19 protein-coding genes are annotated in these 21,538 nt (G+C 64.7%); 8 read left to right on the top strand and 11 right to left on the bottom strand.

The genetic code is table 11. The annotated features are described in order from the left end of the window. Positions 1-207: 207 nt before the first annotated feature. Positions 208-741: a hypothetical protein gene (locus tag ACLIVD_RS12105; protein ID WP_491932521.1), complete on the top strand. Its 534-nt coding sequence runs from the start codon at positions 208-210 to the stop codon at positions 739-741. A gap of 395 nt (positions 742-1,136) precedes the next feature. On the opposite strand, the gene ACLIVD_RS12100 is transcribed toward ACLIVD_RS12105, so the two are convergent. From ACLIVD_RS12100 to ACLIVD_RS12065, 8 genes are all read right to left on the bottom strand, one after another. Beyond that, complete coding sequence (locus ACLIVD_RS12100; RefSeq protein ID WP_491932520.1) at positions 1,137-2,021, bottom strand: hypothetical protein; 885 nt, start codon at positions 2,019-2,021, stop codon at positions 1,137-1,139. Between the two features lie 341 nt (positions 2,022-2,362). Further along, the gene (locus ACLIVD_RS12095) at positions 2,363-2,857 is read right to left on the bottom strand and encodes a hypothetical protein (protein ID WP_491932519.1); all 495 of its coding nucleotides are present in this window, start codon (positions 2,855-2,857) and stop codon (positions 2,363-2,365) included. Positions 2,858-2,935: 78 nt separating this feature from the next. Then, positions 2,936-3,550 (bottom strand): hypothetical protein, encoded by a 615-nt coding sequence (locus tag ACLIVD_RS12090; protein ID WP_491932518.1) that lies wholly within the window; start codon positions 3,548-3,550, stop codon positions 2,936-2,938. A 13-nt stretch (positions 3,551-3,563) separates the two neighbouring features. Next, complete coding sequence (locus tag ACLIVD_RS12085) at positions 3,564-4,040, bottom strand: hypothetical protein (protein ID WP_491932517.1); 477 nt, start codon at positions 4,038-4,040, stop codon at positions 3,564-3,566. Between the two features lie 148 nt (positions 4,041-4,188). Further along, on the bottom strand, positions 4,189-4,521 hold the full coding sequence (locus ACLIVD_RS12080) for a hypothetical protein (RefSeq protein ID WP_491932516.1): 333 nt from the start codon (positions 4,519-4,521) through the stop codon (positions 4,189-4,191). 379 nt (positions 4,522-4,900) lie between these two features. Continuing rightward, entirely contained in the window at positions 4,901-5,149 is a 249-nt protein-coding gene (locus ACLIVD_RS12075; RefSeq protein ID WP_491932515.1) for a hypothetical protein, read from the bottom strand. A 700-nt stretch (positions 5,150-5,849) separates the two neighbouring features. Beyond that, a complete protein-coding gene (locus tag ACLIVD_RS12070; RefSeq protein ID WP_491932514.1) occupies positions 5,850-7,988 on the bottom strand; it encodes an AAA family ATPase in 2,139 nt (712 codons plus the stop codon). A 51-nt stretch (positions 7,989-8,039) separates the two neighbouring features. Further along, a complete protein-coding gene (locus ACLIVD_RS12065) occupies positions 8,040-8,507 on the bottom strand; it encodes a hypothetical protein (RefSeq protein ID WP_491932513.1) in 468 nt (155 codons plus the stop codon). 172 nt (positions 8,508-8,679) lie between these two features. Here ACLIVD_RS12065 and ACLIVD_RS12060 point away from each other — a divergent pair, with 172 nt between their 5' ends. The 6 genes from ACLIVD_RS12060 (at position 8,680) to ACLIVD_RS12035 (ending at position 15,373) form a co-directional block, all read left to right on the top strand. Continuing rightward, entirely contained in the window at positions 8,680-9,105 is a 426-nt protein-coding gene (locus tag ACLIVD_RS12060) for a helix-turn-helix domain-containing protein (RefSeq protein WP_491932512.1), read from the top strand. Positions 9,106-9,470: 365 nt separating this feature from the next. Beyond that, positions 9,471-10,811, top strand: a complete 1,341-nt coding sequence (locus ACLIVD_RS12055; protein ID WP_491932511.1) for a tyrosine-type recombinase/integrase — start codon at positions 9,471-9,473, stop codon at positions 10,809-10,811. Positions 10,812-11,155: 344 nt separating this feature from the next. After that, complete coding sequence (locus ACLIVD_RS12050) at positions 11,156-11,953, top strand: carbon-nitrogen hydrolase family protein (protein ID WP_418342664.1); 798 nt, start codon at positions 11,156-11,158, stop codon at positions 11,951-11,953. Between the two features lie 59 nt (positions 11,954-12,012). Beyond that, on the top strand, positions 12,013-12,642 hold the full coding sequence (locus ACLIVD_RS12045; RefSeq protein WP_105412728.1) for a phosphoribosyltransferase: 630 nt from the start codon (positions 12,013-12,015) through the stop codon (positions 12,640-12,642). 99 nt (positions 12,643-12,741) lie between these two features. Next, entirely contained in the window at positions 12,742-13,446 is a 705-nt protein-coding gene (locus ACLIVD_RS12040) for a DUF8548 family protein (RefSeq protein ID WP_317569170.1), read from the top strand. 139 nt (positions 13,447-13,585) lie between these two features. Then, a complete protein-coding gene (locus ACLIVD_RS12035; protein ID WP_491932509.1) occupies positions 13,586-15,373 on the top strand; it encodes an AMP-dependent synthetase/ligase in 1,788 nt (595 codons plus the stop codon). A gap of 51 nt (positions 15,374-15,424) precedes the next feature. Here the strand turns inward: ACLIVD_RS12035 and ACLIVD_RS12030 are convergent, their stop codons facing one another. Then, the gene (locus tag ACLIVD_RS12030) at positions 15,425-16,048 is read right to left on the bottom strand and encodes an alpha/beta hydrolase (protein ID WP_280783548.1); all 624 of its coding nucleotides are present in this window, start codon (positions 16,046-16,048) and stop codon (positions 15,425-15,427) included. Between the two features lie 78 nt (positions 16,049-16,126). On the opposite strand from ACLIVD_RS12030, the gene ACLIVD_RS12025 reads away from it, so the two are divergent. Then, entirely contained in the window at positions 16,127-19,594 is a 3,468-nt protein-coding gene (locus tag ACLIVD_RS12025) for a TM0106 family RecB-like putative nuclease (RefSeq protein WP_491932508.1), read from the top strand. On the opposite strand, the gene ACLIVD_RS12020 is transcribed toward ACLIVD_RS12025, so the two are convergent. Together ACLIVD_RS12020 and ACLIVD_RS12015 are read right to left on the bottom strand one after the other, a co-directional pair. Further along, positions 19,579-20,778, bottom strand: a complete 1,200-nt coding sequence (locus ACLIVD_RS12020) for an amino acid deaminase/aldolase (protein WP_491932507.1) — start codon at positions 20,776-20,778, stop codon at positions 19,579-19,581. The two genes, ACLIVD_RS12025 and ACLIVD_RS12020, sit on opposite strands and share 16 nt — an antisense overlap. A 61-nt stretch (positions 20,779-20,839) precedes the next feature. After that, the gene (locus ACLIVD_RS12015) at positions 20,840-21,484 is read right to left on the bottom strand and encodes a TetR/AcrR family transcriptional regulator (protein WP_105412733.1); all 645 of its coding nucleotides are present in this window, start codon (positions 21,482-21,484) and stop codon (positions 20,840-20,842) included. Positions 21,485-21,538: the final 54 nt, after the last annotated feature.

Genomic DNA, 21,538 nt, shown 5'->3' with positions numbered 1-21,538 from the left:
CGCCTACCCTCGCTCGTCTTCAGTTCGTCCGTAAGCGCCTAACGCACGTCGTCGCATGTCATCGCACACGCGCGCATCGTCGGATCGCCACTGCACGTCACGCCGGATACTGGTGTGGTCCAACGACTCTGACTTACGGACGAGCGCGGTCGATGTGTCATCGTTGGCAGACAACGACGCAGTACCGCCCGACGAAGGAGCCCCACCATGACCGCCAACCTGATCACCCGCATTGCCGCTCGCATCGATGCCGAGTACGACGTTGACCCCGCCACCCGTGACGCAGCCGCTGAGGAACTCGCGACCATCGCACGCGGCAAGAAGATGTCGGCAGCGAAACTGTCCGCGCAGGTCATCGAAGACACACTCGCTGAGTACATGCCCGACGAGGAGCTGACCGCCGACGAAGCCGAGGCTGCGACCGACGAACGCTGGGCGGAAATGTTCGAGGAGGAGGGCACGATGACCGACGAGATCAATGCCGCCTCGCTCGAGTCGATCCGGGAATCGATGGCGGACGAAGAGGACGACAACGCTCAGAAGCTGGCCGCGTTGAAGGCACAGGACCTGAACCTCGATCCCACACCCGCGAAAGCGACGAAGGCACGCAAGTCGAAGGCAGACGACGCGCCCAAGGAATCCCGTACAGGTGCGCATGCCGATTGCACGCACGAGGTCAGCAAGGCTGCCCGTGCCCGTTGCCGGCGCGAACGTGCGAAGGACCTCGCCGTGGCTGCATAATTCATCCAACCCGCGTGCCCGTCCCGATGGGGGCGGGTTTTCGCGTTTATCGAGAGGATGCAGGATCGATGCCTATCACGACCGCACGCAGCCGCAACTACCACCGCGATACGTCCTGCCCAGGATACAGCCAAGGCGTCAATGAGGCGCGCGACAAAGGCCGCACGATTCACCCCGTCATCGAGGTGACTGTCGAGGAGGCGCGTGCGATGAGGCGCAAGCCATGCGCGAAGTGTTGCCCCAACTGACCACCACCTACGGCCACCCATACGCCCCGCACGATCACCTCGCGTGGGGCGCTCTGGTAGCAGCGAGCATGAGGCCCTCGAACGTCGTGCGTGTATGAATCCTCCGGCGACGCACTGCTACTCGCTTAGCACCGACCTGAGACGCCTCTACCCGGCAGCCTCGTCGTCGTCAACGACCTCGGCATCCACCACGTTCTGATCACTGCCCGCGTTCAGGTTCGACACCTCAGGCACGATATGCGGCCCAGGCGGTGCGGCTGGCAATTCCTTCTGCGGCACCTCTCCCCCGGCAATCTCCTGCACGGTGGCCGTCATCGTCTGGACGCCCTCAAGAATCCCGTTCGTCTGTTCGACGCCCCCATTCACCAACGTCAAGAATCCGACGATGTGTGCGAGTGCCTTGTTGATCTTCATCGCCGTGGACGGGCGTGCAGCCATAACGTCCACACCCGAGCCGAACAGTTCGCGTGCCCGTCGTTCAACCGCCTGATTGCCGACAAGGTCAACGTTCGCGAGGAGCCACTCAATGTGGTCCACCTGCCCGCGAATCTGCAACACCAGCGACTCGGGCAGACCTGCTTCCTCGAGCAGTTCGCGCCATTCCTGCAGACCCTCGCGCAACTCCTCCACCGCCGCGTTAGTCATGACAGATCGCGAATCCGCGAACGTGAAGTCGAAGTAGTCGACCAGCGAATCGAGGAGATGGAGCGAGTCGGCGCTGATGATTGACGACGGACCCGGGTTGGTCTGGTTCCAGGCATTCCTCGGCACCACGGCGTCGTACCAAGACGGGACATATGCCAGGTACCGATCCCGCGCCCTTGCATCCTCAGGCAGGGCGTGCAAGCGTTCGGTTACTGCGGCCACCAGCGCGACAATCTCCGAATGGCGCTGGACGTACTCAACCGTGCCGAGGTTGCAGTTGAGGACATTCACAAATGCCTCGTGTACGTGGGGAGTCTCAGAATTCATCACGCGGTCGATGAACGTATGCAGCGCGAGCGCCGGGTTCACCGATACAGCATTACCCACCAAGATCGTCCTCCTCGCATGCCCACACCACGACCGATCGACCAGCATACCTGCGGCTACCGACAGAACGCCGTCTTGTCACATTCGGTGTCGTACCTGTGACGCGCGCTCACACGATCACACGCGACAGTGCGTCAAAGTCGCTCAGCGTCGTCTTCAGAGCCTGCTATTGCGCCTGTCGTTCGTCGCTGCACTTGATGACGTGTCAACTGGTCGTTCCGCCAAACAGCCCCGCGTCAACTAGGAGGCTAATCGCGGGGCTGTCTGGGTGGGGGCGTGATTCGGCGACTCAATCGGGGAAAGGATGGACCCAACGAGGCGAACAACCTGCCGCCCCCGAGCTACTCGAGGTCGGATTCCCCTTCGTCGTCTTCCAACTCCTCCGGGTCCTCGATTTCCTCGTCCCCGTTAATCCCAATCTCTGCGGGGTCGAACTCGAAGTCCACCTCGGTATGGCCAGCGAGCCATTGATCGACTTCGGAGTAGTCGTTGTCCTTTTCCGTCTTGTCGAGGCCCAGGTACTTGGATCGACGGTCCATCACCTTGACCTGCGCATCAATGCCCTTGGGGTCGCGTGCCTTGATCATCAGCGAGGCGAGTTCCTGTGCTTTGTCGAGGCGGTGAAGCTCAAGCTGTAGGACCGTCTCGAGGTCCTCTTTCGGGACGTCCTTGAGGTATCGGCGGATATCCTGACTGACTCGCTCAGGCGTGATCGGGGTGCCGAACTTCTTGCTCAGCAACACGGCAATCTCGTCGTTGGACTTGCCCGCTGCCCGTAGCTCGACTGCAAGCTTGCGTCGTAACGCAACGCTGGTGTTCTTAGCGACGTTCGCCATGTCGTCACCTCCTTTCGTGTGGGTACAGGCTGGGTGCGGGAACCTCCAACTCACCGCACCCAGCCTGCAGTCACGGTGTTACGCGTTGTGCTTGGCCACGAGCGCTTCGAGCAATTCCCGCCCGGTGCCCTGGACGTACGACGAGCGGTTGATCTCGCGCATGTCCTCGACCCGCTCGTCGGAGTGCAGTGCGTGGATGGTCGCCCTGGCACCCGCGTTGGGCACGAACCCGCGCTTCGCCTCGTCACCAATGCCGTCGACGTCCTCGGGCTTGACAGCGATGCGGGTCCATTCACCCTGGCTGTTGTCGATCAGGGGGCCCGTCGAGACACCCAGGTCACGTGCGCGGATGGACAGTGAACCCGCCCGGCCCTCGATCTCGCGCTGCTCGGCGACACGGTCCTTGACCTTCGCGTGAAGCTCCGCGATGATCACGACCGCATCCTCGTACAGGTCACGCAGTTCGGACAGGTCGGCACCTGCGAGCTCGGCGTAGTCCGCCTTGAACGCGGCCACGTCGGCTTCGAACTCAGCGACACGGTCACGATGGGCCTGCGCCTTGGCAGCCTGTGCCTGAAGTTCGGCGAACTCCTCAGCCTGCCTTGCCTTCTCGATCTGCGATGCGGTGATGGTCGTATCACCCGCGATGACTGCGGCCTTGAGTTCTTCTGCGGTACGGGTGTCGGTAGCCATGATGATGTTCTCCTCAGTTCAGGTCGGCGTTTGCGTCGCCGACGAAGTTGGTGGTGCCCTGCTCACGCTGGCTGATGTTGTGCTCGATTGCCACACCAGCGATTTCGTTCCTACGCTGTATCTCGATGGCGTCGCGCAATTTCTGAGACGACGGCACGAGTACGTGCTTGTCGATCGTCTCCTCATTCAACCCGTTGGCCTTGAGCGCGTCGATGACACTGGACGTAAGCAACGGGCGCACAACCGGATCGGCGTCCTGAATCGCTTCGAGTGCAGCCGCAGTGCCCCCGTCCTCGAGTCGCGTGGTGGCGATCCCGTCGAGCACCCCCGGCCAGATGCGTGCGTACATGGTCTCCGCGAGCGCCTTGGATTCGCCATCTGCGGGCGGGGCCGTCAGTGCAGCGCGTGCCGCATCCACCGCGTCAGCATCAGCCTGTAGCCGATTGGTCAGGCGTTCAAGCCTTTTGGCCAGTTCCTGCGTCAGATCCATCTCTACTCCTTGGTTGGTGTGGGTTGGTGCCTGCCTCCATAGACACCCAACGAACTTCGTTCGTTGACACGCGATGAATCGTTGCACATCACCGGCAAAACTCCCGAATGTCGTGGCTGTAGATGTGCACGCAGACAACATGATTCGACTACAGGACTGGCCCCTCGTCCACACCAAGCAGCATCGCTCGCGTGTCATCCGACAGATCGCCCGCTTCCGCCCAGATGATCGCCCGCAGATCGAGGGCATAGTGACGCGCCTCGCCAGCATTGCCACTTCGCACGAACCGAAGCTGATGGGCCTGTGCGTCTTCGAGGTCCAAGTACATCGAGATTGCCCAATGCCCAGGGGCGTCAGTGGCGAAGGCGTACTTCCCATCTCCCTCGATGAACGCGCTCAATCGTGTGGGTGATGCGTCCCATCCGTCGAGCACGCACAGTGCAGCAGATCGCCCGTCCGAATGGATTCCCGCGTCGGGCATAGTCCGGGGGCACTTGCATCTCGTCACCACACGAGCGGCGGGCAGCACAGCGAGCCTAGCCTGTCGTTGCTGTTCCTTCCGTGCTTCGTACCGGACGTGGGCGTTGTGCAGCTCAATATCGCGTCGCATGTCATCTCCTGTGTCGTTGCCTTCGGGTCCTGAGAGCGATTCTCAGCGTCTATCGGGTCGTTCGTCGTGTGCGCGTGTGCATCAATGCATTCGAGACCTCAGCGCGCCTGTACGTCGTCGTACTTGTCATAAGCCTTGACACAGCGCGTCTTTCGCTGCGCCTTCGTGCAGATGCTCAGTTCATCAGGAATCAGATACAAGAAAGGCGAGGCACCCCGGTTGGAATGCCCCGCCTTGTCGTTTGGTGCCGTCAGATGTTGACGAGTTCTTGGTCGCTGATCGCCGCGCCTTCCTCGGCATGGAGCGACGGGCAGGACGCATCATGCACAGGCTGGGACCAAAGCTCGCCCCAGGCGTCCGGGTCGTACTCGACGAGGATTGCCGGAGTCGTGCAGTCCGGGCACAGGCTGTCGGGCGTGACCTGGTACAGCTCCTCCTTGTAGGCGTAACGAGCAAGAGCTCCGTGGTTTCCGTTCCTGGGTGCTTTGACAATACGCATGATGCCTCCTCCATCGAATGATCTGACTGCACAGCGTTTCCGGGCGGTCGCGGTGTGCGAATACATAATTGCACGTCGACCGCAAAATCCCCGAACCTTTGTCACGTGTGGGTGCGACGGTAGACACACGTAAGGCGTTCGTGCACTGGACGTTTCGAGAGACGGCCGTCAGTCTGGCAGGCTCAGACCATCGCATGAAGACCTCCTCTCGATTCGGGTGTAGTCAAGCGGGCAAGGTGTTCGTCGTGCATCGTCGTTCGATCAATCGCAATCAAGGCATCGGCACGGGTGCCCAGCAGACACGCTGAACGCTTGAAACGGTGCATCGCTGGGAATCACTCATGGCGAGTCGATCAAGGCGTGAGAATCGCGTTCAGACGTTGACCACACACAGCGGGGTCCTGTGTCGCGCGTGAAGCCGGAAAGCGTGTCGTCCTCGGTGGTCGGTTCATGGATTTTGGGTCATGGCCCCACGTAGTGGGTGACGCCTCAGAGGCCTCGTTCCCGGACAGACGGGCCGTGCAGATTGTCGGTGATGCCCACACGACCCGTCACCTCGATTCGTTCGCCAGCGCCGGAATTACTACCTCATCCCCATCCCCTATTCACTTCGTTCTTATAGGGGTTTCCGGCGCACGGTTGGCGCACGTTCCGGCGCACGTTCGTGACAATTGCGGCGCACGTATTCCGGCGCACCCCGTCAGACCTCATCCAGTTCCTCGATTGCAGGCACCCAGTCAGCAATCACTTCGTACAGGATGGACTGGCCTTCCTTGTCGGTTGACATGATTCCGGTGTTCACGAAGTCTCCGAGAATCTTGCGAGCATCTGCGTCCCGAACAGCCGCGCCCTTGATGATCCGAGCAGTTGAATTGTTCGGGTTCTCGCGCACCCAGTCGTAGATGGCGATCTGCTTGTCCTCGTGGGGCACCTTCTTTCGCCCTGGGCGCTTGCTAGTGCCTGCGGCGGCCATATTGAGCTGCCGGGGCTTCACTCCCTTACCCCCGCGTGTGGTGCTTTCGATGAGGAGGCGCTCGATGCGCAGCGGGTTGTCAAAGCGGCGAAGCTCAAGTTTCTCGGGCACGCGTCCGGTGCGGTCCTTCTCCCGAGTCAGCGACAGGTGGTCGCGGTCGTCCACATCAGCTGACAGCCCCCATTCCACGTCGAGGTTGGTCTGCTTCGACGAGTGGCCTCGACCCCGTCTCGCTTCCTCGGAGTACCCCGCGTGGTCATTGAGGATTGCGGTAATCCCCCGTTCCTTCAGCGGGAGCAAGATTCGCTCGTCAAACTTTGACCACGGTTCGGGATCATTCTCCTTTTCACCCCGGGTGAAGGCGCTTACCGTGTCCATCACGATCACGTCGGGATTGAAGTGATTCACGAGATGCCAGAACCTTTTTGCACCTTCATCTTTCGCGAGCGAACCCCATTTCGGAAAGCATTTGAGGATGAAGTAGCTCATATCGTGATCGGTTGCGCCCATTGCCGTTAGGTACTGGTGCCACCACGTCTCGCCAAGCTCGCCGTCGAGGTAGAGAACGACCTTGCGCCCGCTTTCGAGTTTCACCGGGACTACATCATCGCCGACACGTTCGAGATCCAATGCGGACAGGCCTCGCGCCCAGTGAAACCCCATGACAGCGGTATTAATGGACTTCCCCGAGCCGGCCTTCGCGCTGATCTTGGTGATACGCTCTTCAATGATGAGGTCTCGCTCGAGGTAGGTCACCGGCGGTGGATCCGAGCGCAAGAGTGCGTTGATATTCACCACGTCGAGGTTATCTTCGCGCCAATCGGACTTATCGCTTACGAGCCACGGCATCAAGTCCGCGTCATCGTCAAGGACCTCGATCCCCTCGCTGTCCTCGGTCGACTCGGGTGTGGCGACCTCGCTTGCAACCTCGCCCAGCGCCTCGGCAATCGCATCCCCGCACTGCTTCGTCAAGCGCTTGAGCTCGTCGGCGCGTCCCTCGAACTTGTTCCATACGGATGAACGGATGATGGCTATCATCTCGTCTAACGGGCATCCGACCTTGGCCAGCTCCTTCTCGATACCCCAAGCGACATCCGATCGGTCGCGGCCCCCACTGTCCCGCAGGCGCATATCACGACGGGCATTGTTGTCCTTGATCTTCGGGCGGTATTTGTCCGAAAGCGCTTTACCATCGAGGCCATTCAACATTTCCTCGGTGATCGCTTCGTGGTCGCCGCCTTTCACAACCTTGATCTCGGGCAATGCATCGAACGTGTCCCAAGAGTGAAGCTCTCGATCCGACCAAATCTCCTTGCCACGAACGCCCTCCTCCTTGTCGGGTTTGTTGTTCGCGCTGCCCGGCACCCTGAGGAGCTGCGTCGTGTCCCATCCAGAGGGGTCTGCCCCCACGTAATGCGATAGTCGATGATTGAGCCCGCCTGCCTCAGTGACGCCCTCGCGAGGTTCGTTCATCGTCCACACCGCAGCGAACCTCCCTGGCGAGGTTTCCCAAGCATGGGTGGGTTTGTATCGCTCCTCGATCTTGTGCGGATCGGATTCGTCGAGGTCCGCCCAAAGCTTGTTGGAGGCCAGAGCGTACTCCTTGCGTCGGGCTTTCTGCGAGAACAACATCGGGGAGAAGTACAGGTCATCCTCCGCGTGTGTGGTCAGGTGCTCGAGGATGCGTTCCTTGTCCTCGGGCCAGGCGAACGCCGGACCTTCGTTCCAACTCGACTTGCGCTGCGGAGTGCGTGCTTTGTCGGCCGGGATGAACGGGCAGAAGACGTACCCCTTCGACCTCCGACCCCACATCTTGGACAGCAGGCGCATTTGCTTCGCCGGGGTAACAACGGGACTCGTGCTCATAGTGTTATCTCATATCCTGTCATCTGATAAAGGGTTGTCTTGCTGGCGATTTCACGCAGTGACAAGATCTTGTGCGTGGACCAGGTCGACAAGGTCGCTCTTGAGGAATCCCACACGCAGCCCGACAAGCTGGGGCGTGAGGTGCTGGCGGGCGAGCTTGCTGTAGCACCCCAGTTCACGTGCGAGTTGAGCGTTCGGGACAACCTCGGGCAGCGCGTCGATTCGTGCCTGCACCGGAGCGGTGTCGTACCCGTTGACGCGTAGCCAGTCGAGCAGCGAAACGTAGTGATGGGCCCCTCGCAGGATGATGGGGCACTCGAGCGTTCCTCGATTGTGTCGTCCCCAGATCGCCGCGCGACCAACGCCTTCAAGGCGAGCAACGTCAGAGAATTTCAACAGCAACGGGAGCGACTTGATCGCTTCCTCAGTGAGACGAGGCATGTTGTCTACCTGTACCTTTCGCGAATCGACGTCACGATGACGCCGGATTTGGAGGCATACATAAACATGTTTGCGCACGTCACGCAACTGCTGATTTCGACGCACTGGCATACCGCCATGACTCGAGATTTATTCCCGCTCAACGTCGTGAGTTTCAACCTTCGATCTCTTGTTGACCCCCCAGGTTTGTTCAGTCATTGCACAGCATGACCGTCATCGGGTACGCTGACAACAACGATGAAAGGAAATCATGCGCATCGAGGAGATAGTGGGCGAGCGGATACGCGCCACACGAGACGGTCGTGGCTGGTCACAGGCGGAATTTGGACAGATGCTTGAGCCGTTCCTGGGCAGCGCATGGCCGAAGCAAACCGTATCCGGGGCCGAGCGCGGCAAGCGATCATTCACAGTGTCGGACCTCGTCGCACTGTCGCACGTGCTCGACGTGCCAGTCGGGAACCTGTTGCGCCCTCCGTTGGGTGTGGATGAAATCGAACTCGTTTCGGGCGCAAGTGTTTCTGCGGATGTTCTGCATGAGGCCACACTCCCCGAGGACGCCAAGCGTGAGGCATTGCACGACATGGGACAGGCGCTTTCGCAGCTGGCACGCAACCATGAGGCCGACGAGGCACTGCTCGGGCAGTTGGCAGTCCTTTACGACGAGGTGACTCAGTGACCCTCACAACGCCTAAGCGCGCACCACCGCGCAATCACACGCACTACACATCACCAAGGCGCCAGCGGACCTCTGAGCGCCTCGTAATCAACCAATGAAACGAGCACACACGATGGCAACGACGAAGTTCACACAGTCCAAGAGCAACCCGAATCGCTGGATCGTTCGGCCTCCCGGCGAGCCCGCGTTCGTGGCAGCGCGATGCATTGACTGCCTTCGCATCACACCCCTGGACCTCATCCGCGAAGACGTCTGCCCGCGCTGCCAACAGGCACAAGCCGCGTAACCCTCACTCCCTCCCGACATGGCCTCCTGCGCACTCGCTGCGTATGGGGCCATCGTCGTATCCACCGAAAGGAAATCCGATGGCCGGTCAAGGTGCGATCCGTAAGAGATGCGGGTGCAGGGATGAGGACGATAAACAGCTCGGGTCGAAGTGCCCGAAGCTCAAGCGTCCTGGTGGCGGATGGTCGGCCACACACGGGCAGTGGTCGTATTCCATCGGGATCACGGACACAACGGGTCGTCGACGCCATGTCTCCAGAGGCGGGTTCGCCACGAAGGACGACGCACAGCATGCCCTCGACAAACTGCGCTCCCAACACGCCAAAGGTGTCGTCGTAGTCGATCGCCCGACCGTCGAGCAATACCTCGGCGAATGGATGCAGCACAAACAGACGCAGTTGAAGCGCGGGAGCATCGTGCAGTATCAGGGCCTCATCGACCGCATTTTGATTCCACACCTCGGACGCGTTCGACTCGATGAACTGCGGCCCGCACATATCCGACGAGCGTTCGAGACGTATCTCGCAAGTCCTCGTGCTCGTACCCGCGCAGGTGGCCTGACGACAGTGCAGCGATGCAAGGCCGTACTCGGGTCTGCACTCGGTGACGCGGAACGAGAGGGCTTGGTCGAGCGCAACGTTGCCCGCCTCGTGAAGCTGCCCAGTCCCCCATCATCGAAGGCCGTGGTGTGGTCGAAGTCGATCGAGGCGCGCTGGCGATCTGAGGTTCAACGATTGCTCACCGAGGGTCACACGGTCCGACAAGCACGGCACCGTGCCGCGAAGCCCTCCGGCGTCATGGTGTGGTCGCCTCGGCACGTGGGCACGTTTCTCGATTACGTCGCGGATGATCGCAACTACGCCATGTGGTTCGTGCTGGTGACACGTGGCCTGCGTCGTGGCGAGGCAGCTGGACTTCAGTGGGCGGATATCGACTGGGAGTTCTCGACCCTGACTGTCGCACGGCAACGGATATTGCTTGACGGCAAGGTTCGCGTCGAGACGCCCAAGTCAGTATCCGGCACGCGCACGATTGCGCTCGGGTCCGAGGGCGTCGAGTTACTGAAGGCGCATCGAACCGCACAGCTCAAGGAACGCCTCGCGTTGGGCGCGGGTGACTCGGAGTGGATATTCACGGATACAGCAGGTCGACCGATGAACCCCGCGCACCTTGCACGCGACTTCAAGCGGCTGACTCGCGAGGCTGACTTACCGCCGATCCGTACGCACGACACGAGGCACACAGCCGCGACGTTGGCCCTGGCATCAGGCAGCGATCTTGTGACCACACGCGACCAACTCGGGCATTCCAACTTGAAGGTGACGAGCCGCTACCTGTCGATGCTCGAAGAGGTTGCCCAGTCCTCCGCCGATAACGTCGCCGCGTTCATTCCGCGTGCAGGACGAAGCACGGGTGTCTGAGAGACACGCTGACGCCTTCGCGCACCTCGTCGCACACATTCACACGGTGGCGCATCGAGCAGACGTCATACCGCCCCACACCGACCTGTGACAGCAGATGTGCGTGAATCGCGTCTGTTGTGCGTGCGCAGTGCGTGACTTCGTATATGCCTACCGTCAGACGATTGGACACTAAATTGTGCGCCTGACCTGCAGAACGGTAGCTAACGTCACTCTGACGTAGGCGTTACCGGGTCTGACCAGCAGTTTAGTGCACGAGTCCACAGTGCATCGCCACGCCGCGGAAATACGCGGCGACCGGGACGGGAGACACCTGCCGCACCTCGTCGCCTAGCGTGGACGGCATGGTCGATGTCGCTGTCATTCAGTTCGCTCCCAGTCAGGACAAGCAGGAGAACCTGCGCACCCTCCGCACGCTCGCCGCCGAGGCCGCGGGCCGCGGCGCGAAGGTGGTGGTGGCGCCGGAGTACGCGATGTTCACGGCGCCGAGAACCGACGAGCGGATCGTCGAGTCGGCCGAGGGCCTGGACGGCGAGTTCGTCAGCGGGCTGGCCGCGACCGCGAAGGAACTCGACGTCCACCTGGTGGCGGGGGTCAACGAGCAGTTGCCCGGGGACGATCACATCTCCAACACCCTCGTCGCGCTCGGACCGGGCGGCGACATCGTCGCCACCTACCGCAAACTCCACCTGTACGACGCGTTCGGCTACAAGGAATCCGACGTCATCCGCGCCGGGGAGATCGGCGCCCCGGAGACGTTCGCCGTCGACGGCCTCACGTTCGGCATGCAGACCTGCTACGACCTCCGGTTCCCCGAGGTCACCCGCCGCATCGTCGACGCGGGAGCCGACGTGCTGCTGCTGCCCGCGCAGTGGGTGCCCGGGCCGTTGAAGGAGGACCACTGGTCCACCCTCGTGCGGGCGCGCGCCATCGAGAACACCGTGTACGTGGCCGCCGCCGACCAGAGCGCGCGGACCGGGGCCGGGAACAGCATGATCGTCGATCCGATGGGCGTGACCCTCGCGTCGCTCGGTGAGCGGGTGGGCACCGCGGTCGCGGAGGTCAGCGCGGAGCGGATCACCGAGGTGCGGGAGAAAAACCCCGCCCTCGCGCTGCGCCGATTCACCGTCAGCGAGATCTGAACGGCGGGATCGGGAGTAGCGTCGGAGACGAACAGTTCTCCCCGATCACGGAGCGTTCGATGTTGTACACCAGTCGCGCCGACGCCGGCCGCAGACTGGCCGCCGCACTGGAGCACCTGCGCGGGACCGATCTGGTGGTGCTCGGTCTGCCGCGCGGCGGCGTCCCCGTCGCGTTCGAAATCGCTGCCGCCTTGTCGGCGCCCCTCGACGTGGTCCTCGTACGCAAACTGGGTGTCCCGTGGCAGCCGGAACTCGCCATGGGTGCCATCGGTGAGGGCGAATCCCGGGTGATCAACGACGACGTCCTCCGCATCGCCCGGATCAGCAAGACCGCACTCGCCATGGTCGAGGCGAAGGAGCGCCGCGAACTCGAACGGCGGGCGCGGGTGCTGCGCGGCGGCAAGCCGCGAGCGTCGCTGAAGGGCCGCACGGCCGTTCTCGTCGACGACGGCATGGCCACGGGCGCGACCGCGGCGGTGGCCTGCCAATCGGTGAGGAAACTGGGCGCGGCGCGCGTGATCGTCGCGGTCCCGGTGGCGGCGCCCGAGGCCGTCGGCCGTCTGCGCGTGACCGCCGACGAGGTGGTCTGCCCGTACGTTCCGGCCGATCTCGGCGGCGTCGGCAACGCGTACGACGATTTCCATCAACTCTCGGACACCGAGGTCACAGACCTGCTGGCCCACCACTGACGGTGGTTCTCGAGGAATCTTCAGCTCCAGTGCAACGTTCCCGGAGGCCCTGTCGATACACCGGACAGAGCACAGAACAGACTGCCTTTGGAGGATCTCGTGACCGTCTCTGCCGATACCGTCGATACCGTCGTCACCGCCTGCCGCGCCCGATTGGGCGACCCGTCCGGCTGGGTCACCTCCGATGCCTACCGGCACAGCCTCGCCCTCTGCATCATCGAATCGGTGCAGTCGAGCGCCGGGCACAGCGAGGTCGCCGTCGTCGACCGCTACCTGGCGTACCGGCGGGCGCACCCCGATCAGCCCCTCACCGACGGCGCCCGCGACCTTCTCCGCACGTTCGAGGAGGCGGGCAGCTCGGATCAGTGGGCGGGCAAGGTCGGCTCGTACAAACGGCGGTACTCCGCGACCGGTGTGCCGATCGAGGCGCGTCACATCCAGCTGGCGGCGGAGCGACTACACCAGCTCCGGATCAACAGCATCGACGACCTCCTCGAAGCCGCCCGGGACGAAGCCGCCCTGGAGCAGATCCACGACGCGTGGATCGAGGTGTGCGGGGAGAGCAGCGACGTCACGTGGGCGCACTTCCTGATGCTCGCCGGGATCCCGGGTGTCCGGCCGAATCGGGTGGCGGACGTGTTCATCAGCGGCGCGCTCGGAATTTCGGAAGCCACCGACGACGGCCTGGCCGAGGAGATCCTCGAGGCGACGGCGACCGAACTCGGTGTCGATCCGGACCAGTTGAACTATGCGATCCGGCGCTGGCTGTCGGCGAACTCGCGGCGTCTCGAAGAGGCCGCCTGAGTTATCAGTTTACGCCGAGTTACACTTATCTCCGCTGGTCAGATAAGAAATACACATAACGGACATCGACCCTGGTGCGAAACTGGGACAAATGTGATCGAATGCACATCCGTCATGTCGTTTCAGTGGAGGGGTCATAGTGCGTGAATTCTCGGTACCGCAGTCGTTCTCAATTCCGGAGGACGCCTCCATGGCGGACACGGTCTTCCGTCATGCCGAGGAAGACCCGAAGTTCGTTCCGTTCAAGCGCCCCGGCAACGGCGGGTGGGTAGACGTCACCGCCGCCGAGTTCGCGGAGCAGGTGTCCGCCGTCGCGAAGGGCCTCATCGCTTCCGGCGTCGAGCTCGGCGACCGCGTCGCGATCCTGTCGGCGACCCGGTACGAGTGGGTCGTCATCGACTACGCGATCTGGACGGCAGGCGGGTGCACCGTCGCCATCTACGAAACGTCCGCACCCGATCAGGCGAAGTGGATCCTCGAAGACTCCGGCACATCGCTGCTGGTCGTCGAGAATGCCAAGCAGGCCGACGCGCTGAAGGTCGTCACCGACGCAGCGCCGGACCTGCGTGAGGTCCTGCAGATCGAGGGCGGCGCGATCGACGAGCTGTCGAAGCGCGGCGAAGGCGTCACCGACGAGCAGTTGCACGAGCGTCGTCACCAGGTGCGCGCGTCCTCCCCCGCGACCCTCATCTACACGTCGGGCACCACGGGCCGCCCCAAGGGCGTGCAGTTGACCCACTCCAACTTCTACGCAGAGTCCGCGGCCGTGAAGCTGGCGCTCAGCGACGCGATGTACGCCGGCAGGCGCACCATGATGTTCCTGCCCCTCGCGCACGTCTTCGCTCGCGCCATCTCCTTCGGTGCGTTCGACGCCAAGGTCACGGTCGCGCACACCGCCGACCTCACCACGCTGCTCGACCAGTTCGCCGCGTTCAAGCCGCACTTCATCCTGTCGGTGCCGCGCGTGTTCGAGAAGGTCTACAACTCCGCCAAGCAGAAGGCGTACGACGGCGGCAAGGGCAGCATCTTCGAGAAGGCGTCCGCCACCGCCATCGCGTACAGCGAGGCGCAGGACAACGGCGGCGCCGGGCTCGGTCTCAAGCTCAAGCACGCCCTGTTCGACAAGCTCGTCTACTCGAAGCTGCGCACCGCTCTCGGCGGCGAGTGCGACCGCGCCGTCTCCGGTGGCGCCGCGCTCGGTGCACGCCTCGGTCACTTCTTCCGCGGCATCGGCGTCCCCGTATACGAGGGCTACGGCCTCACGGAGACGAGCGCCGCCATCTCCGTGAACACCACCCGCGCGCAGAAGGTCGGCACCGTCGGCAAGCCGATCGACGGTCACGCCGCGAAGATCGGCGAGGACGGCGAACTGCTCCTGAAGGGTCCCGTCGTCTTCGGCGGGTACTGGCACAACGAGCAGGCCACCGCGGATTCGATCCGGGACGGCTGGTTCCACACCGGCGACCTCGGCTCGATCGACGAAGAGGGCTACATCTCGATCACCGGCCGTAAGAAGGAAATCATCGTCACCGCGGGCGGCAAGAACGTCGCGCCCGCGGTCCTCGAGGACGCGCTCCGCGCGCACCCGCTGATCAGCCAGTGCCTCGTCGTCGGCGACGGCAAGCCGTTCATCGGCGCGCTGATCACCCTCGATTCCGAAACCCTCCCGGGCTGGAAGGAACGCCACGGGCTGGCCGCCGACACCCCGGTGTCCGACCTGGTGAAGAACCCCGACCTGGTCGCCGAGATCGACGAGGCCGTGGCCGAGGGCAACAAGAAGGTGTCCAACCCGGAGCGGATCAAGAAGTACCGCATCCTCGAGGTCGACTTCACGCAGGAGACCGGTGAGCTCACGCCCACGCTGAAGCTCAAGCGGAACGTCATCCACAAGGAGCACGGCGCGGCCATCGAGGCCATCTACGCGTAGGCGGCTCCGCCGCCCGTGAGTGCTCGAGGAGTGCAGAGACTCCTCGCGCACTCACGGGTGCGCAGCGCCGAGGATGAAGTCGCGGACCACCGCGGTCACGGATGTGTGGACCTTCTCGTGAAGCAGGTCGTGGCCGGCGTCGTCGAACTCCCGGAATTCGAGGCATGCGATCCCCGCCGCCCAGTCCCGGACGGGGTCGATAGGTGCGATGCGGTCGTCCACGCCGTGCACCGCGAGCAGCGGTATCCCGAGTGACCCGAGCGCGTCCGCCGTCTGCTGCACGGCGGCGGTCTTCGGTGTCCCGCACAGAATCGCGCCCCGGAAACCGGAGTCACCGGACGCGAGAAGTTCCATCGAGACCGCGGCACCGAGCGAATGCCCCATGAGCACGAGCGGAACATCCGGCGCGTGCCTGCCGGCGAGGCCGGTGAGAAGCGCGGCGTCCTCCGCCAGGTCCGCCACCGATCCCGGATGGTCGCCTTCGGACAATCCGTGACCGGCCTGGTCGATTCCCCACACCCCGATTCCGGCAGGCGTCAGTCCGCGCGCGAACCGGTGGTAGTGACCCGTGTGCTGCCCCATGCCGTGGAGAAACACCAACTGGGCGACAGGTCCTCCCACCGCGCTCCAGTGCCGGTAGTGGACTCGTCCGGAGTGGCCGTCGAAGAAGGGCATGGCTGCCATTCTGGGCCTGTCGCACCCCGATGGCACAATCGGCCGGGTGAACTCACCGGCAGAACTGGGGACGTAGCTGTGTTCCTCCTCGACGACACCATCGTCTACAGCGCCAGCGACCTCTCCGCGGCCGCCACCTGCGAGTTCGCGTTGCTGCGCCGGTTGGACGCCACGCTCGGGCTCGCCGGCGCCGGTTCCGCCGCCCCATCCGTCGACGACGATCCGATGCTGCGACGGACGTCGAGCCTCGGCGATGCGCACGAACATCGCCGGCTCGAGCAGTTCCGAGCCGAGTACGGCGACGGGGTGGTCACGATGGACCGTCCCGAATACACCGCGCTGGGTCTGTTCGACGCGAACCTGGCCACCGTGGAGGCGATCCGCGGCGGCGCCGACGTCGTGTACCAGGGGACGTTCTTCGACGGCCGCTTCCTGGGTTTCTGCGATTTCCTCGTCCGCGACGGCGACACGTATGCCGTCTACGACACCAAACTGTCACGACACGCGAAAGTGTCGGCCCTGCTGCAGCTCGCCGCGTACGCGGAAGCGCTGGCCGGCAACGGGATCCCGACGTCCCCCGACGTCCACCTGCTGCTCGGCGACGACAGCGACTCGGCGCACTCGCTCGGCGACATCGTTCCCGTGTACTCCGCGCGACGGTCCTCGCTCGAACGAATTCTCGACGAGCACCGCGACGAGCAGTCGCTCGCGGAGTGGGGCGACCCCCGGTACACGGCGTGCGGCCGGTGCGACACGTGCACCCCGGAGGTGGAGCAGCACCGCGACCTCCTGCTGGTGGCCGGAATGCGCACGACGCAGCGGAGCCGGCTGATCGCGGCCGGGATCGGCACACTCGACGCCCTCGCCGCGCATGCGGGCAGCGTCGAGGGCCTCCCCGAGCGCACCCTCGAATCGCTGCGCGCGCAGGCGGCCCTGCAGTTGCGGCAGGAGTCCTCGGGCACCCCCGAGTTCCAGGTGTACGCCCCGCAGGCTCTGGGCGGGCTACCCGAACCGGACGACGGCGACATCTTCTTCGACTTCGAGGGAGACCCGCTCTGGGCCGAGAACGGATCCACGGACTGGGGTCTCGAATACCTCTTCGGTGTGGTCGAGGGTCCCGCCGACGCCGCCGTGTTCCGGCCGTTCTGGGCACACGACCGCGCCGAGGAGCGGCAGGCACTCGTCGACTTCCTCGCCTACGTCACCGCGCGCCGTCAGCAGTACCCGAACATGCACATCTACCACTACGCCGCGTACGAGAAGTCGGCGCTGCTGCGGCTGGCGGGACGGCACGGCGTCGGCGAGGAGACCGTCGACACCCTGCTGCGCGACAACGTCCTCGTCGACCTGTATCCGGTGGTGCGCGGGTGCCTGCGCATCGGTGAACGGTCCTACAGCATCAAGAAACTCGAACCGCTGTACATGCCGGAGCAGCCGCGCGACGGCGACGTCACCAATGCCGCCGCGTCGGTGGTCGCGTACGCCGACTACTGCGATCACCGCGACAACGGCCGGGAGGACGAGGCACGCGCGCTGCTGCAGGGCATCGCCGACTACAACGAGTACGACTGCGATTCCACGCTGCGGCTGCGCGACTGGCTGATCGGGCAGGCGGAGACGCACGGCGTGGCTCTCCGGCCGCCCGGCGACGGGCCCACCCCGGTGACCGAGGACTGCACCCCCGCGGAGGCGGCGTTGCGCGAGTTCGCCGGGCACGGACCGAGCGAGCATCGGGGGCACGACCAGCAGGCGGCCGCGCTCATGGCTGCTGCGGTCGGCTACCACCGCCGCGAGCGGAAACCGTTCTGGTGGGCGCACTTCGACCGGCTGGTCGTGCCGCACGACGAACTGTCGGACATCCGGGACGTTCTGGTGGTGTCGTCCGCGGTCGTCGAGGAGAACTGGCACAAGAGCAGTCCGCGGCAGCGCAAGCTGCGCCGGCGCCTGCAGCTCACCGGCCGTTTCGGGACCGGGAGCACGGTGGGGCCCAAGACCACGATGTACGCGCTGTACGACACTCCCGCACCCGAGGCGGTCGCGGGCGACAATCCGCAGCAGCGGGGAACGTGCACGGTCAACGTGCTCGACGTCGGGAAGGACGGCAGGCGCCGCGACGTGGTGATCGTCGAGGAACTCCTGAACGGCGAGGAGTACGTGCAACTTCCGACGGCGATCACCCCCGGTCCCCCGATCACGACCGACCGCATCGAATCGTCCATTGCGGTGGCCGCGGACGACATGTGCTCCCCGCTGCCGGAGCTTCCGCTGTGCGCGCCGGTGGACATTCTGCGGCGGTCCGACCCGCGCACCCGGAGCGGGAACCCGTTCCCGCCCGTCGACGGCACGGACTACGCGGGCGCGATCACCGCGGCATTACTCGACCTCGAAGACTCGTACGTCGCGGTGCAGGGACCTCCCGGCACCGGCAAGACGTACACCGGGGCCCGGGTGATCAAGGCGCTCGTCGAGCAGCACCACTGGCGGATCGGCGTGGTCGCACAGTCGCATTCGGTGATCGAGAACATGCTCGGCGGCGTCGTGAAGGCCGGGCTCCCCGCCGAACTCGTCGCGAAGAAGGACGGGCGGCATCGCGCCGCGACGTGGACCGACATCAGCTCCAACGACTACCCCGGTTTCATCGACCAGGCCGAGGACACGGGCTGCGTGATCGGCGGGACCGCCTGGGATTTCGCGAACACCGACCGCGTTCCGCCCGGCAGCCTCGATCTGCTGGTCATCGACGAGGCCGGGCAGTTCGCTCTCGCCAACACCATTGCGGTGGGCGGCGCGGCCCGCAACCTCCTGCTTCTCGGCGACCCCCAGCAACTTCCGCAGGTCAGCCAGGGCACCCATCCGGAACCGGTGGACGCGTCGGCCCTGGGGTGGCTCGCCGAGGGGCACGGGGCTCTGCCCGCGAGTCGGGGCTATTTCCTCGAACGCACGTGGCGGATGCACCCGGAACTGTGCGCACCCGTGTCGACGCTGTCCTACGATGGCAAGCTGCGTTCGCAGGAATCGGCCAGTGTCGCACGGCGACTCGACGGCTTGGAGCCGGGTGTGCACACCGTCTTCGTCGACCACCAGGGCAACGCCACCCAATCCCCGGAGGAATCGCGGGAGGTGGTCAACCGGATCACTAAGCTGCTCGGTTCCGGGTGGACCGATCCCAGCGAGTTCGAGGGCACCCGCCCACTCGACGAGTCCGACATCCTGGTGGTGGCGCCGTACAACGCGCAGGTCGGGTTGATCGAACGTGATCTGGCCGCGGTCGGTCTCGACAAGGTCGAGGTGGGCACGGTCGACAAGTTCCAGGGGCGGGAGGCTGCCGTTGCCATCGTGTCGATGACCGCGTCGGCGATCGAGGACGTGCCGCGCGGCATGTCGTTCCTGCTGTCGCGGAACCGGATGAACGTGGCGGTGTCCCGCGGCAAGTGGGCGGCGATCATCATCCGGTCGGAATCGTTGACGCAGTACATGCCGAGCACCCCGGAAGGTCTGACCGAGCTGGGTGCCTTCATGCGGCTCACCGGTCAGCCGAAGCACTGACCTTCGCCGCGGTAGGTGGGCACCACGGTGCGGGAGCCGTCCGACTCGACGAGGTGCACCTCGGTGAACCGCTCGCACAGCTCGCCGGCCTTCGCGTGCCGGAACCACACCCGGTCGCCGATGGCGAGATCCGCTGCCGCCTTTCCGGTCACCGGGGTCTGGACCTCGCCGGCGCCTTCGTTGCGCAGTAGCTTCAGCCGCGGGGGCCACACCGGCTTGGGCACGCGACTGCCCCCGGCGGGACCGGAGGCGATGTAGCCGCCGCCGAACAGCGTCGCGATGCCGGGGGTCGGCCGTCGGACCGCCGACAGGGCGAAGTACAGCGACGGGTGCGGACGGAACGCGCGGTACCTGTCGAAGAGCGTCGGGACGTACAGGCCGGAACCGGCCGTCACCTCCGTCACTACCTGGTCCGCGGAGCTCACCTCGAGCGAGCCGGTGCCCCCGCTGTTGACGATTTCGAGCACCCCGACCTCCGACTGCACGGCGTTCACCACGGCACCGCGACGGGTCGCGAGTTCATTCGCGGACGCCCGCTTCATCCAGCCGATCGGTGGACTGGAATCGGGCAGACCCGCGATCTGCGCTTCGTAGAACATGACGCCGACGACGGCGAACCCCCGCCCCGCGGCGCGCTTCGCGAAGGCGGCGACGGCGGACGGTTCGCGGAGCGGGGAACGGCGGACCCCGATGTGGAGGGGGCCGAGCCGCAGCGAGGCGTCCACGTCGATGCACAGCCGGGCCCGGAGGGAGGTGGTGCCGGCCGCGGCGAGAACGAAGTCGAGGTGGTCGTCGCTGTCGACCATCAACGTGATCCGGTTCAGCAGTTCGGGGTCGGCTGCGAGTTCGGCGAGGGCACCGCGGTCGGCCGTCGGGTAGCCCATGAGGATGTCGTCCGCGCCGCGGCGGGCGAGCCAGATCGCCTCGCGCAGTGAATACGCCATGATCCCGCGGAACCCGCCGGCCCCGGTGAGCTTCTCCCCCAGTGCGACCTGGAGTACCGCGCGGCAGCGAACGGATTTGCTGGCGACGCGGACGGGCGTGCCGCCCGCGCGCAGCACCAGGTCGGCGGCGTTGGCGCGCAGCGTGGTCAGGTCGAGCGCGGCCAGCGGCGGGTCGACCTCGGTGGTCGAGGCGATGAGACGGTCGAGCGTGGGCGTCACAGTTCGTCCAATCTTGTCCATCGGTCTGCGACGCCAGTCAACCACCGAGTTGGACGATTGTCCAGATCGACATCGGACCCGATCAGGCCCGCTCGACCGCCTTCGACGCGATCACGTGCACCATGTCGTCCAGCGCCGCGATCATCGCCTCGCTGTCGCGGTCCACGAGCCACCGCAGCACGAGCCCGTCCAGGATGGCCAGACCGAACCGCGCGATCGCCTCGACCGGGGTGGCCCAGCCGACTTCGGCGATGCGGGCGCACTCGGCGAGGAACTCGATCGCCTCCTCGTCCATGGTCCGATACTGCTGACCGGCGATGTCGCCGGCACGCTCACTCCCGGACGCGCGGTGCCGCAGGGCCTGCGCGGTGATCTCGTACGTCAGCAATTGACGGTCCGGGGTGGCCTCGATGATCGGCCACATTCCGCTGATCCCGATGTGGAGGAGTTCGCGCAGACCGTCGATCCCGCGCAGGTCCGGCGCGTGCCGCACCTGACCGAACGCCAGTCGCATCGACGCGCTGAGCTGCAGAATCAGGCTCTCACCCATCGCCGCGAGGAGCTCCTCCTTGCTCTCGAAGCAGTAGTGCACCACACCGAGCGAGACGCCCGCCTCCTCCGCCACGGCACGCACCGTGACCGACGCGACGCCGCGCTGCTCCGCGATGGCCAGCGCCGACTCGACGAGTTGGGCACGACGTTCGTCCGCAGGAAGCCTGTTCAGCATCCTCTGATCGTAGAACCTGCGGGGGGCCCGCCCGCGACCAACACGGACGCCCGA

This window comes from Rhodococcus sp. G6(2025) (assembly GCF_058628105.1).
Note: the sequence above shows the minus strand (reverse complement) of the source record. Positions and strands in the feature narration are given on the sequence as shown.